General features: G+C 43.0%; 13 protein-coding genes. 9 read left to right on the top strand and 4 right to left on the bottom strand.

What is annotated here, in order from left to right; genetic code table 11:
• Positions 1-146 precede the first annotated feature (146 nt).
• Complete coding sequence (locus ACWF5P_RS04190; RefSeq protein WP_133351323.1) at positions 147-551, top strand: YugN-like family protein; 405 nt, start codon at positions 147-149, stop codon at positions 549-551.
• Here ACWF5P_RS04190 and ACWF5P_RS04185 read toward each other — a convergent pair.
• Together ACWF5P_RS04185 and ACWF5P_RS04180 are read right to left on the bottom strand one after the other, a co-directional pair.
• Complete coding sequence (locus ACWF5P_RS04185) at positions 548-1,816, bottom strand: potassium channel family protein (RefSeq protein ID WP_452444646.1); 1,269 nt, start codon at positions 1,814-1,816, stop codon at positions 548-550. The genes ACWF5P_RS04190 and ACWF5P_RS04185 overlap by 4 nt on opposite strands.
• Complete coding sequence (locus ACWF5P_RS04180; RefSeq protein ID WP_101223597.1) at positions 1,785-3,071, bottom strand: glycosyl hydrolase family 18 protein; 1,287 nt, start codon at positions 3,069-3,071, stop codon at positions 1,785-1,787. The genes ACWF5P_RS04185 and ACWF5P_RS04180 overlap by 32 nt, the downstream gene beginning before the upstream one ends.
• A gap of 165 nt (positions 3,072-3,236) precedes the next feature.
• Between ACWF5P_RS04180 and ACWF5P_RS04175 the strand changes: the two genes are divergently transcribed.
• Positions 3,237-3,440, top strand: a complete 204-nt coding sequence (locus ACWF5P_RS04175; protein WP_057278019.1) for an alpha/beta-type small acid-soluble spore protein — start codon at positions 3,237-3,239, stop codon at positions 3,438-3,440.
• 60 nt (positions 3,441-3,500) lie between these two features.
• Here the strand turns inward: ACWF5P_RS04175 and ACWF5P_RS04170 are convergent, their stop codons facing one another.
• Positions 3,501-4,250: a glycerophosphodiester phosphodiesterase gene (locus ACWF5P_RS04170; protein WP_434168028.1), complete on the bottom strand. Its 750-nt coding sequence runs from the start codon at positions 4,248-4,250 to the stop codon at positions 3,501-3,503.
• Positions 4,251-4,397: 147 nt separating this feature from the next.
• Between ACWF5P_RS04170 and ACWF5P_RS04165 the strand changes: the two genes are divergently transcribed.
• The 4 genes from ACWF5P_RS04165 to ACWF5P_RS04150 all read left to right on the top strand — a co-directional run bounded on the left by ACWF5P_RS04165 (position 4,398) and on the right by ACWF5P_RS04150 (position 8,690).
• Positions 4,398-5,225 carry an undecaprenyl-diphosphate phosphatase gene (locus ACWF5P_RS04165; protein ID WP_101223595.1) on the top strand — a complete coding sequence of 276 codons (828 nt, stop codon included), beginning with the start codon at positions 4,398-4,400 and terminating at the stop codon, positions 5,223-5,225.
• 375 nt (positions 5,226-5,600) lie between these two features.
• Positions 5,601-6,923, top strand: coding sequence for an APC family permease (locus ACWF5P_RS04160; RefSeq protein ID WP_452444645.1), 1,323 nt, complete (start codon positions 5,601-5,603; stop codon positions 6,921-6,923).
• A 147-nt stretch (positions 6,924-7,070) separates the two neighbouring features.
• Positions 7,071-8,261, top strand: coding sequence for an MFS transporter (locus ACWF5P_RS04155; protein ID WP_230176222.1), 1,191 nt, complete (start codon positions 7,071-7,073; stop codon positions 8,259-8,261).
• A 99-nt stretch (positions 8,262-8,360) separates the two neighbouring features.
• The gene (locus ACWF5P_RS04150; protein WP_101223592.1) at positions 8,361-8,690 is read left to right on the top strand and encodes a hypothetical protein; all 330 of its coding nucleotides are present in this window, start codon (positions 8,361-8,363) and stop codon (positions 8,688-8,690) included.
• Between the two features lie 109 nt (positions 8,691-8,799).
• Here ACWF5P_RS04150 and ACWF5P_RS04145 read toward each other — a convergent pair whose 3' ends face one another.
• Complete coding sequence (locus ACWF5P_RS04145; RefSeq protein ID WP_157831056.1) at positions 8,800-8,943, bottom strand: hypothetical protein; 144 nt, start codon at positions 8,941-8,943, stop codon at positions 8,800-8,802.
• 145 nt (positions 8,944-9,088) lie between these two features.
• Between ACWF5P_RS04145 and ACWF5P_RS04140 the strand changes: the two genes are divergently transcribed.
• The 3 genes from ACWF5P_RS04140 (at position 9,089) to ACWF5P_RS04130 (ending at position 13,174) form a co-directional block, all read left to right on the top strand.
• Complete coding sequence (locus tag ACWF5P_RS04140; protein WP_434168026.1) at positions 9,089-9,952, top strand: STAS domain-containing protein; 864 nt, start codon at positions 9,089-9,091, stop codon at positions 9,950-9,952.
• 174 nt (positions 9,953-10,126) lie between these two features.
• Positions 10,127-10,564: a hypothetical protein gene (locus ACWF5P_RS04135; protein ID WP_434168025.1), complete on the top strand. Its 438-nt coding sequence runs from the start codon at positions 10,127-10,129 to the stop codon at positions 10,562-10,564.
• A 240-nt stretch (positions 10,565-10,804) separates the two neighbouring features.
• Entirely contained in the window at positions 10,805-13,174 is a 2,370-nt protein-coding gene (locus ACWF5P_RS04130; protein ID WP_434168024.1) for a penicillin acylase family protein, read from the top strand.
• Positions 13,175-13,181 lie beyond the last annotated feature (7 nt).

Below are 13,181 nucleotides of genomic sequence, written 5' to 3'. Positions count from 1 at the left end.
CAGGTGAAGAGAAGGAAACTTCACAAAAGCGTAAGGATAGCTTGGAACGCCCATTCCTTTTTCCAATTGAAGGAACAATAAGGCCAGGTTTTTTTTATGGCACTTTGGTTAAGCTAATAGAAAATTAGCGAAAGAGGTTTTATACAATGATTAAAATTTCTTCTCAATTGGAAGGGAAAACATTCGGTTTGTTCGATCTGGAGACAAAGTTAAAACCGGAAGGATATGTGATAGGCGGAGGATGGGATTATGACCACGGGTCTTTTGATTATAAGATTGATGACAGTGATGGCTACCAATTCTTACGGGTCCCTTTCAAGGCTGTTGATGGTTCACTCGATCAGGACGGGGTAATGGTCGAACTCTTACAGCCGTTTTTGTTATCTCATAAGTACGAGGACGGGATTGATGATGAAGGAAATATTGGAAACCTCTCCGCTTCCTTCAATCAGTTTGCCGAGCCTGAAAATCCGGATGCCGAATTTCCGGAAAACTATATCTCATTAGGAAAGACGCTTGTCCGGGATTTGGAAAAGCTTTTATTACATTAATCATCAATGATGAGCAGGGTGTCATCACGATGTATGATTACATCTCCGGGGGGCTTGATTAAGGTCTTGCCTCCTGAAATGATGCCGACCAATAAAATGTCTTGATCGAATAGCTTAACGTTCAGCTGTTTGAACGTCAATTCCACCCATTCATCCTGGATGGGCAGCTGTTTGAGGCTCAATCCATCCCGCTCATTTTGTTCTCTGGCTTCCGTTATGATCCCCTTCGATAAGCAATCCTGCATATATTCACTCGCGAATTTATTCGTTTCGACTATACCGTCCGCTCCAGCCCGTAAAGCATTTTCCTTTTGTTCATGCGTCAATATTTCCACAAGACAATACACATGCGGATTCAGCCCTTTGACTGCCAGTAACGTTAAAATCGAGAACATATCCGTTTGCAGCTCGTCTTGCTTAAGGTCAGCCGTAATAAGGACGCGTATGGCTTGTTTAATATTGGCTTTCTGCAAAACGGAATCCAATGTTGCTTTTCCTTGGATAAAGTGGATATTCGTTCTTGGAAGCGGGTGCTTTTGCAGTGTATCATCGATAAGGACAATGGATTGATGGTGCTTACGATCATGAATGTTTTGGATGATTCTCTTGGAACGGCCATTCCAGCCCACAATGATAATATGTCCGCCGCCGCCGAATACTTTCTTTCCTGTTAGAAATTGCTGTTCATTGGATATGGAAATTTTAGCGATGTACGCAAAATAAGAAGTAATCAGGCCGGCCCCTGACAAAATGAGGACCATCCCAATGATTTTGCCAAGATTGGTCACGGGAGTGAAATCTCCATAGCCGACCGTTGACATCGTCACGATTGCCCACCAGATGCCATCAAGTAAGGTGGGGAATCTCTTTGGCTCCACAATGTGGATCAAGACCCCGAATGAAAGTAAAAATAATGCGATGATAGAAAGCAATCTGATGAAACGCGGAAATCTGGGAACGGTGCTGATGTATGGACCGATTCGAATCATTTTTTTCACACCCTTTGAGCTGTTCCTTATAGTATGGTCAAAAAAGGCTTGGCTCATAAGGGTCCGGACAGACAAACTTTGAAAGATGAATATCGGCATCTTGCCTATCGAATTACGGTAAATGATAAAAGCCCTCCGGAAGATGTCGGAAGGCTTTTGGTGCTGAGTCACGTATCCTGAATGGACTTCATGCTCGATGATTGATAATATGCCCGTTTGAGCTTCGGTATTCCTATATCTTTTGTTAAACCCTTCTCCGTACGTTGAAGTTATCACTGATGAGCAGCCAGTTTTGGGGGAAGGCTAAGCCGAGCTTCCAATAACTCATTCCCCTTAAGTTCAATTCTTTGAGTAAATCGAATTTTGCCTGAATCGATCTGGCATCTTCAAACCACACCTCATGCTTCCTATCCTCAATATCGGTATAATTGAAGTGCGGGGCCTGTGCGGTTTCATCATACTCGATGGAAACATCATTGTCCGCCGCAATCTGGATGGCCTGCTGCGGACTCACGGCCCTGGCAGTGGATCCCTGTACAAAAGGCAGGGTCCAATCATAGCCATATAGATTTTGCCCCATCATGATCTTGTTGGAAGGAATATCGGTGACGGCATATTCGAGAACATCCCGAACAGGTCCAATTGGTGACACTGCCATTGGGGGTCCGCCGCTATATCCCCATTCATATGTCATGATGATGACAAAGTCGACGATTTCACCATGTGCTTTATAGTCATGGGCCTCATACCAACGGCCTTTTTGCTCAGCACTTGTTTTAGGGGCCAGTGCCGTGGAAATGAACCATCCTTCCTTCTTGAAGCGATCCCTGGCTTTTCGGAGAAATTGATTATAGGCTTCTCTGTCGGCTGGGCGTAAATACTCAAAGTCAAAGTGGATATCGCGGAAACCATATTTCTTTGCTGTTGTAACGATATTGTTCAGGAACTTATTCTGAACGGAAGTATTCGTTAAGATGATTCGCCCGAGCTCATCGCTGAATTGGTCATTCTCCTGATTCGTGATCACCATCATCAGGACATTTTTATTTTCTCTGGCGATGGCAGGGAATTCATTGAGCAATGGCTCTTTTAAGGAGCCGTCTCGTAGCGCCTGGAAGCTAAAAGGGGCTAAGTAGGTTAAATAGGGTGCGGCTTCCCTGGCGGCCGTTTCAAGGGCCGGTGCAACCGTCGTACCCCTCGGCTCGACATAGCCGTTGAATTCGGCGGTCCTTTTCCTCCGAGCCGGAATATAGAGCCGGTATCCAACGGATAGGATTTGATTTTCGGAAATGCCATTTATATTTGCCAATTCTTGAACAGGGACATCAACCCTTTGGGAAATGGAATAAAGACTATCACCCGGTTGAACGAAATAATAACTGCCGACGATTGGAATGACAAGGGCCTGCCCCGAAACAAGATTATTTGGGTTAGGGATCTTATTTGATTCAACGAGCCTGTCAACGGTTACGCTGTATGTCTGGGCGATGCCATATAACGTCTGGCCTGGCCTAACCACATGTATTTGCAATTCTTTTCCCTCCTACTGAAAGTTTCCTAACAGTTTATGAGCATAAAATGGAATTCATGATAAAGAGCTAAGGATTGTGAGAAACACAGATGAAAAAATACAATAAATTGGCAATAATAATTTAAGCCTAAAATGCTAATTAATATTAGTAGGAGGTGAAAACACATGGCAAACAACAATAACAGCAATCAACTAGTAGTAGCTGGTGCAGAGCAAGCTCTACAACAAATGAAGAATGAAATCGCTAGTGAATTTGGTGTAAACCTAGGTGCTGACACTACTTCTCGCGCTAACGGATCTGTTGGTGGGGAAATCACAAAACGTTTAGTGCAAATGGCTGAGCAACAATTAGGCGGATATTCTCGTTAATTAACTGAATAAAAATGGATTAGAAAGAGAAGGAGCATCGCTCCTTCTCTTTCGCATTGTTCAGCTAGTTGCCTGCCTTGCCTTTAAAATCTTGATTGCCCTTTCAGGGAAATCGGTCATGATGACGTCGACACCCAACTCTGCGAGCCTGACGATGTCGGCTTCATCATTGGCGACCCAAGGCCGGATTTTATATCCAAGCTTTTTCGCTTTTTCATTAACTGCTGGAGTCAGGCTGTTTTTATCTGGATGGAAACCCAATTCTTTTTTATCACGTAAGATTTCTTCGAAGTTTTCAGGAAGCCCCTCGAACAATAATGCACGTTCAAGGTCTGGGGCAAGCATCTTCACTTTTTCAATGGATTGATGGTTGAAGGAAGAGAGGATCACCCGATTTTCCATTCCATATTGACGAATTGAATCAATGATCTTCTGTTCAATTCCTTTGTAAGCGAGTTTATCCGTTTTGATTTCGACATTCATCAATAAAGCATTTCCCATAGCCCAGTCGAAAACGTCCATTAAAAAAGGAATCCGCTCCCCAAGGAATTCATTGGAAAATTTGCTCCCGGCATCAGCCGTTTTCAGTTTTTGTGCCGAATGATCTTTTACATAACCAGTAAGGGTGGTCGTTCGATCAAGTGTTTCGTCATGGATGATGACCAATTCCCCGTCAGAACTGAGGTGGACATCGAACTCGATCCCCTCGGCCCCGATTTCTGCCGCCTTTTGAAATGCTGCCATGGTATTTTCAGGATGCGTACCCTTGGACCCTCTATGGGCGAAAATCAATATGTTTTGCAAAATCATCACTTCCCCTTTAAACTTTATCTTGAACCCTATCATACATGTACGCTTGAATTGTTTCAGCAATGTTTAATAGACAATATTTTAAACAACGAGTAAAATACATATGATATTTCCATAAATAGGTGTTCGAATTATGAGGTGAATAAAATGAATATGTGGGAAATTTTTGTTGCAGTTATCCTTGGTCTTGTAGAAGGATTAACTGAATTTGCTCCTGTATCGTCTACAGGGCATATGATTATCGTTGATGATTTATGGCTGAATTCGAAAGAACTTTTCGGGAGTGAAGTGGCCAATGCCTTCAAGGTGGTCATCCAGCTTGGTTCGATACTCGCCGTTGTCGTGCTCTTCTGGGGACGATTCATGGACTTGCTTGGTTTAAGGAAGCTGAAAGGCACATCGGCTGTGAACGGCCAAAAGCTTAACCTATTGCAGATCATTGTCGGATTGTTGCCGGCGGGCGTTTTAGGTCTATTATTCGAAGATTATATTGATGATCATTTATTTACGATGAAGACGGTTATCGTCGGATTGTTCTTAGGCGCATTTTTGATGATTGCTGCGGATAAATTCCGTCCAAAGCTGACTGCAGAGACGGTTGACCAAATCACTTATAAACAGGCCTTTGGTGTAGGGTTAATTCAATGTTTGTCACTATGGCCGGGATTCTCACGTTCAGGCTCGACCATTTCAGGTGGAGTGCTTTTGGGTATGAGCTATCGGGCGGCTTCCGATTTCACATTCATCATGGCAGTGCCGATCATGGCTGGTGCCAGCTTGTTGAAAATCGTGAAATACTGGGAAAGCTTCACACCTGAAGTTCTGCCGTTCTTTATTGCAGGTTTCATCAGTGCATTTATCTTTGCATTATTCTGTATCCGCTTCTTCTTGATTTTAATCAATAAAGTTAAATTGACTCCTTTTGCCATTTACCGGATCGTCTTGGCGGTTGTGCTTCTATTCATTATTTGGTAATACGAAATGAAGCTTGAAAGAGGAGAGGGACCACCCCGTCGATGCGGGGTGGTTTTTTTGTGTGTCCGAAAATGGGCAGGATTCCCATGGAATTCATAACGAATGATAATTGGGTTTTTGAGTTTTTAATTCGTTATTATTGAGTTTAATATCAATAATTCCTTTTATAATAAAAAAATATTCGGTTTTTAGTGTAGTTCCAGACATAATTAGTAAAAAAAATATAAATGTAATAAAGCTCCCTGAGCGTAATGGTACCAACGTGTTTGAGTATTTTTTGTAATATTCAAATGATTACATAAACTATTTCCATATAATTTATATGATATAATTTTAGTATAAATAAAGTACATGTGTACACCTGGGGAGGACAACATGGGAAATGACCAATTGAAGAAAACGATTGGCTTTTGGGTTGGAACATCTATTGTAGTTGGAACAGTTATCGGTTCTGGTATTTTTATGAGACCTGGTGACGTGCTTGAGTTAAGCGGTAATTCAACCATGGCTTTGTTAGCTTGGCTGATAGGCGGTCTGATTACCCTTGCAAGCGGGTTGACGATTGCAGAAGTGAGTACACGGATTCCTAAAACGGGCGGCTTATATGTCTATATGGAAGAAGTGTACGGTAAAGCATGGGGATTCCTATGCGGCTGGGTTCAGACATTGGTATACGGACCTGCAGTCATGGGCGCACTCAGTTTATACTTCGGGTTATTAGTTGCAGGAATATTTAAGATCGCATCAAGCTACTCTTTGGCGATAGGGATTCTTACGATCGTATTCATAGCAGGCATGAACTTGCTGGGTACAAAATACGGCGGTATCATCCAAACCTTATCAACCGTTGCTAAATTGATCCCAATTATTTTCATAGCGGTGTTCGGTATCGCACAAGGTGATATGCCTGTATTCAATGTCGATAGCGAAAGTTCAATGAAAATCAGTATGGCCGGTGCGATTTTGGCTACGCTCTGGGCGTATGATGGCTGGATGAATGTCGGCTTTATGGCAGGGGAAATGAAAAATCCGCAGAAAACGCTGCCGCGGGCAATCATAACGGGATTGGTCGTGGTCATGGTCGCTTACTTGGGTGTGAATCTTGCCATGCTTTCTGTATTGGGGGCGGAGGGAGTCATAGCGCATGGTACGAATGCAGCGAATGTTGCGGCAACGCTTTTATTCGGTGAATTTGGCGGGAAATTGATATCGATCGGAATTGCGATTTCAATCTTCGGTTGCTTGAACGGAAAGCTTTTGACCTTTCCACGCATTACCTTGGCGATGGCGACTGATAAAATGATGCCAGGCCATAAACAAATCGGAAAAATATCGCCCAAGTTCAAAACGCCTATAAATGCGACGGTATTGCAAGTGATCATTGCAATCATCATGATGGTTGCAACAGACCCTGACAAACTTACCAATATGGCCGTATTCTCTGTCTTCTGTTTTTATGGATTAGCTTTCTTTGCGGTCTTCATCTTACGCAGGAAAGATCCGGATGCAAAAACGTATAAAGTGCCGTTTTACCCATTCATCCCCATCGTGGCGATTGCTGGCGCAATATACATTGTTTTAAGCACATTAATCCAAACACCTTTAAATGCCCTGTACTCGGTGATCATCCTCATTATAGGTATGCCAGTGTATTGGCTCCTTAATAAAAGTGAGCGGGATGGTAAACGTTCATATTAATGAAAAACCCTTCACTGCGTGCAGTGGAGGGTTTTTGTGATTAGCTGGAACATAACTTTCCCTTTGGACAAAAGTGACGAAATAGACAACTCGGGAAGTTCGTATTAACATAGGGGGAAAGTTAAATAGTGAAGGGTCTGAACAAAAGTGAATTATATCGAGCCTGCTGGTAAATCATTCAGGAAAACAATCTTGGCTTTATTTCTTGGTAGCTTTGTAACGTTTGCGGATCTGTATAGTACCCAACCGGTCATTCCAGTTTTCGCAAAGCAATTCGGAGTCTCTCCTGCAATGGCAAGCCTTACATTATCTTTCGCAACAGGAACGCTTGCACTCTGTTTATTGCTTGTTTCTTTTTTCTCAGAAAATATCGATAGGAAAAAAATAATGGGGACGGCGCTCACCTTGTCTGCATTGTTATCCATATGTGTCAGCTTCATCCAGGATGATCTATACATCCTAATTGCGATACGGGCGATTCAAGGAGCCGTGCTTGCAGGTTTCCCGGCAATTGCGATGGCCTATATCAATGAAGAATTTCATCCGAAAAGCCTTGGCTATGTGATGGGAATCTATGTGAGCGGTTCGAGTATCGGGGGATTGGCTGGCAGGCTGATTGTCGGCGTGCTGACCGACCATTTCTCGTGGAACATAGCGATTGGAAGCCTTGGGGCTTTAAGTTTGATCATCAGTCTGGCCTTTTGGTGGATGCTTCCGCCTTCACAGCATGCCGTCCGCGCAGGAGTCTCTTTGTCGAGAATCAAAACCTCCCTGATCAATAACTTAAGGAATAGCGGACTAGTACTCTTATTCGGCATGGCCTTCCTATTAATGGGCTCGTTCGTTACCGTTTATAACTTTGTGGGTATACCTTTAATGGGACCGCCATATCATTTATCACAAACATTGATTGGCTTCATTTTCATAATCTATCTTGTGGGGACATTTAGTTCAACATGGATGGGAAAGCTCGCCGATCAATATACTCGAAGGATTGTACTTCTTACCGGAATCGCTATTATGCTGATGGGCGCCCTTTTAACCCTATTGGATCCACTTTTGCTGAAAATAATGGGGCTTGCACTGTTTACATTTGGCTTTTTTGGAGCACATTCAATTGCGAGCAGCTGGGTCGGAAGCTTGGCTGATAAGAGTGAAAAGGCACAAGCATCCGCTTTATATCTCCTGTTTTACTATGCGGGATCAAGTATAGTGGGGGCATCAGGCGGTATATTCCTGATGAAGTTCGGCTGGGGTGGGGTCATCTCGGCTGTCTCGATCCTGATCATCCTGGCTGCCGCTTGTGTGGTGATGGTTGAAAAGAGAATCGTTAAATAAAATGATCTTTTCTATCATGTTTTTTCGGAATGCTGAATATAATCTAGTGAAAATGGATATTGAATAATAGATTGATAAGAGAAGAGGGTAATAGATAGAGTGAATCGAAAAGCAGTAATTCTCATTGGGTTAATAGCCGTTTTAATTATATTATTCGTTGTATACTTAACAAGTCCGGGCAGATTGGAAAAGGTGGAGATTGTTGAAAAATACTATCCTCATTTCTCCGATGGCAAGGCAGTCGGTTTTAAGACGAACGAAGTCATTGATGTTACGGAAACCGAAGAGGGATCCAATTGCGCAATGAAATTCAGCAATGGGAAAACGTTGGAAATTGATTGTGACCGTTATTTAACATACAAAATTGATGAAACAGTCTATATTACCACTGAAGGAAACCATGTGAAGGAAATCCGGAGAAAAAGGTAGTGGCTTTTCAATAGTTAATGACGGGAGAGCTGAGATTGCTTAATACAACAAACTCAGCACTTTTATTTTATCCAATGAAAAAACCCAGACCATTTTGGACTGGGTTTTTTCATTTTTTATCTTTGCTTTTACTTTTAGCCTTTTTATTACGCCGTAGTACATCCAAGATTCTGCGGCTGTTATTTTTACTGTTTATGAGTTCTACTAAATCGCTCATGTTTTCAGATTCGAAGTCTTGTTGATCTTTTTTCATGATAATCCCTCCAAGTCATATATCATAATACCCTTATAAAAAAAAGGGTAAACGTCTATTATCATATTGGTAATAGAAGGATTTTATATCCTTAACCATTAATTATTTGATAAAATGTGATAAAAGCCCTGTATGGGAGGTCTACATGGAAGAATTAAGAATGATCGGTGAAAAAATTGAAAAATTTAAATATATCTTAGTGGAGCATATCGAGTTGTTTGAAGAAGAGGAACCGCTCTATGATTTTGAAACCAGTAAAGAGGTACGGTCAAAGCTTATTCAAATTCATGCAGATGCCTTGATTCATGGAAAGGCACAGGCAATGGAAAGTATGAAAATAACGGGTATGGAAATAGGTAAGCGCATCGTGGATATGGGCATTCCTTTAGATAAGAATATTGAGGAAGCTCAAGCGATGCGTAACCTTTTCTGGAGTTTCATTGAAGAAGAAGTAAGCAATCGCTATTACTCGATTGAAATTCTGCTAAAGGCAAGCTCGATAATTGATGCAATCCTGGACCAGTTCATACACTGTGTGAGTATCAGTTACGTGAATCATTATAAAGAAATGGCGAAAATGGCAAACGATTCTTTGCAGAAGATAAAAGAAAACCAAGAAGTCATGGAAGAATTGTCCACCCCGATCGTTCAGACCGTATTAAAGGATGTGCTGCTCCTACCGTTGATCGGACGAATTGACGATTGGAGAATGGAGTCGATGCAATCGACGGTACTGCAAAAATGTGCAGATCTGCATGCGGAAGTACTGATCATGGATTTCTCCGGAATTAACTTTACGAAGGAAAGCAATATGCTCTCCCTGTTGGATCAATTAGTGGGGGCACTGGCGTTGATGGGTACGGAAACGATGTTTGTCGGCTTTAACCCTGATGCCGTGAAAGAGATCGTCAAACTTGATTTCGCAAATCAGGTAAAAGCCTTCCTATCATTCAGGCAGGCACTGGAATATCTGTTTAAACAAAGAGGGCTGGCTCTTCAGCCAGTATGATGGAGGTACCCTATTTTAGGGTATCTTTTTTCTATGTCATGTAGTTCCCAGGAAGCTTTCATACTTTATCGTCCATCGATATTTCTTCATGATATAGTTAATGGCGTAAGGGCATGTTGATTTTCATTTAAGTAAAGTGAATAATGTAAAGCGTGTAAGGAAGGTGGACGAAGAGTGTTTTTTAAGAAAAATGAAGAACCTGATCATAACGAAAAATGGTATTGTGTAGGAATCATGACGGATAAAGGGTTGGAGGACGAAGAATATGATATTTTGTCCAAACGCATCCTCGAATCGGTCCAAAATGTCTCGGTCATATCGGACTTGGTAAGGGCCGAATGGGATCGGGATAAATTGCGAGCCTTGAACGAGCGTTTTCGGGACCCCTCATTTTCCGACCCATGTTTTATCATTAATGAATTCATACCAGAGGATATAAAAAAGGAAAGAAAACTTCTCGAGAAAACTCATAAATGGAAGAGGCTACTTGGTCTTCTTTCCGTGATTGAATACATGGAAGCCGAGACGAAGGCGGCCCATGACTTTGATAAAGCTCTCTTTTATACAGACGATGCAGATAAAGTCATTGAATACATTATTGCAAATAGCTAGAATTCCCTGCCACATCGATACATTGTATCGGTGTTTTTGCATTTGATTTAATGTTTATCGGAGCAATTTCGCGGTAGAAATTCGACCTTGCCCAGGAAAAATTCGTCCTTGAACCTTTCCAGCCTTACTGAAATAAAAAGAGAGAATGTAATGATGTTGGTAGGAAAGATGGGTGGAAACGCGGAATATCTTAAATAGAAAGAAAGAGAGTTTTATGGGGAGAGAGAGGGAGATGAATCGATGGAAGTTGCCGTACCTCAGCAAAAGCCAAAACGGAAGTGGAGAAAGCGGGTGCTATGGAGTTTTGGAATCATGATGATACTTTTGCTGTCTGTCTTGATTGCTGCAAATGTATTTCTTTCAAGATCCTTGCCGGAAACGAAGGGGGAAATATCGCTTCCAGGTCTTTTGAAACCGGTTACGGTGGTGAGGGATTCAAGTGGGGTCCCGCATATCAACGCAGCGAATGAACATGATTTGTATTTAGCCCAAGGGTATATCCAAGCACAGGATCGTTTATTTCAAATGGATTTAAGCAGGCGTCAGGCTTCAGGAAGATTGAGTGAAGTGATTGGTGAGAAAACCGTCAAAAACGATAAGTATTTCCGTACACTTGGGTTGAGGCGGGCGGCTGAAGCCTCTTATGCAGCGTATTCAAGTGACGGGAAAGATGCCTTGGATGTGTTTGCCGAGGGAGTAAATCTTTATATCAATGAATTGAAGGAGAATGGGAAATGGCCGGCGGAGTTCACTCTGCTTGGATACGAACCAGAGCCGTGGACACCCGTCGATTCGCTGACCATCGGTAAATATATGGCCTTTGATTTAGGCGGGAACTGGGAGGATCAGGCGTTTAGGCAGTATTTGCTGCAAACGTTCCCCAAGGAAAAAGCATATGATTTATTCCCTAATTATCCAAAGAGCGCTCCATATATCATCAGCAAGGAAGAACTGGATATTGAAAAAAGTTTTGCCGGGGCCGTTATTCCTTATGAATTCAACGGCAGCAATAACTGGGTAGTTTCAGGCAAGAAAACGGATTCCGGTCAGCCGTTATTGGCCGATGACCCCCATCTGGGATTAGCTACACCGTCCGTTTGGTATCAAATGCACTTGGAGGCCCCGTCGGTCAATGTGAGCGGTGTTATTTTTGCCGGGATTCCGGGAATCATCCTCGGTCATAACGAAAAGGTGGCTTGGGGTGTGACCAATACCGGTCCGGATGTACAGGATCTGTATATTGAGAGGAGAAACCCGGAAAACGAGAAAGAATTCTCCTACAAAGGCAACTGGGAAAAAGCTGAAATCTTGGACGAACCCATAAAGGTGAAGGGTGGTAAAACACTCGACTATAAAGTGACGGTTACCCGCCATGGACCGGTTGTCTCCGAGTTTGCTGGGAAAAGCGGAAAAGATACCGTGCTTGCATTAAGGTGGACGGCACTTGATCCATCTGCCGAGCTTGAAGCGGTACTGAATATGAATAAAGCGGGAAGCTGGAAAGAATTCGAAAAGGCCCTCTTGCAATTCGAAACGCCGGCCCAGAATTTTGTCTTTGCCTCAGTCGACGGGACCATTGCCTATAAGGCGAATGGGAAAATCCCAATCAGGAAAAAAGGCGATAGTATGCTGCCTGTACCTGGCTGGACGGATGAATTTGAGTGGAAAGGCTATATCCCCTTTGATGAACTTCCAAAAACGGTGAATCCGGAAGAGGGATTCATTTCGACAGCGAATAATAAAGTCATCTCAGATGATTATCCTTACCACATCAGTAATAACTGGGCACAGCCGTACCGTCAGATGAGGATACAGGAGTTTTTAAAAGCCAATAAAAAGCTTACGGCCGAGGATATGCAAAGCCTGCAGATGGATACAGTGAATTTGCAAGCTAAGGAGTTTGTTCCTCAATTCGTGGAGGTATTGAAAGGTCCATCTGGGAAAAAGGAAGACCAGGCACTAACGATTCTGAAAAAATGGAATCATATTGATTCCGTTGATGAAGCGGCACCGATGATCTTTAATGTCTGGATGCGAAAAATAGGTGATGTTCTGCTTAAGGAAGAAATACCGGAGGAAACCCTCAACCTCTTTAATGGAAGGCGGTCGGCCGTCGATGAACTACTAAGGCGGGCACTGGACGGTAAGCCGGGCCCTTGGATTGATGAGGCGGGCGGACTTGAGCAGGTGCTTGCCAAGTCGCTGCAGGAGACATTAACGGAACTGGGAGAATCACAAGGTGACGATATAGCTGATTGGGAATGGGGAGACTATCATCAGGTCAGGTTTAACCACCCGCTCTCGAGTGTCGCCCCATTAAATTATGTATTTAACAGCGGCGGCGGAATGCCGGTAGGCGGCAGCAGTGTCACCGTACAGGCGGCGGCATTTTTAGATGATGGAACCGTTAATCATGGCGGGTCCTGGAGATTTGTCATCGACCTGGCCGATATGAATCAAGGATATCACCTTGTTGGCCCTGGTCAATCAGGTAACGTGAAAAGTGAGTGGTACCACGATCAGCTTGACGATTGGGCAGAAGGTACTTATCATAAAACCACTTTAGACGACCCAAAAGGTGATACGCTGACATTGAAACCATCATACTGATATTCAG

It is taken from the genome of Peribacillus sp. NPDC055009, assembly GCF_053608705.1.
Note: the sequence above shows the minus strand (reverse complement) of the source record. Positions and strands in the feature narration are given on the sequence as shown.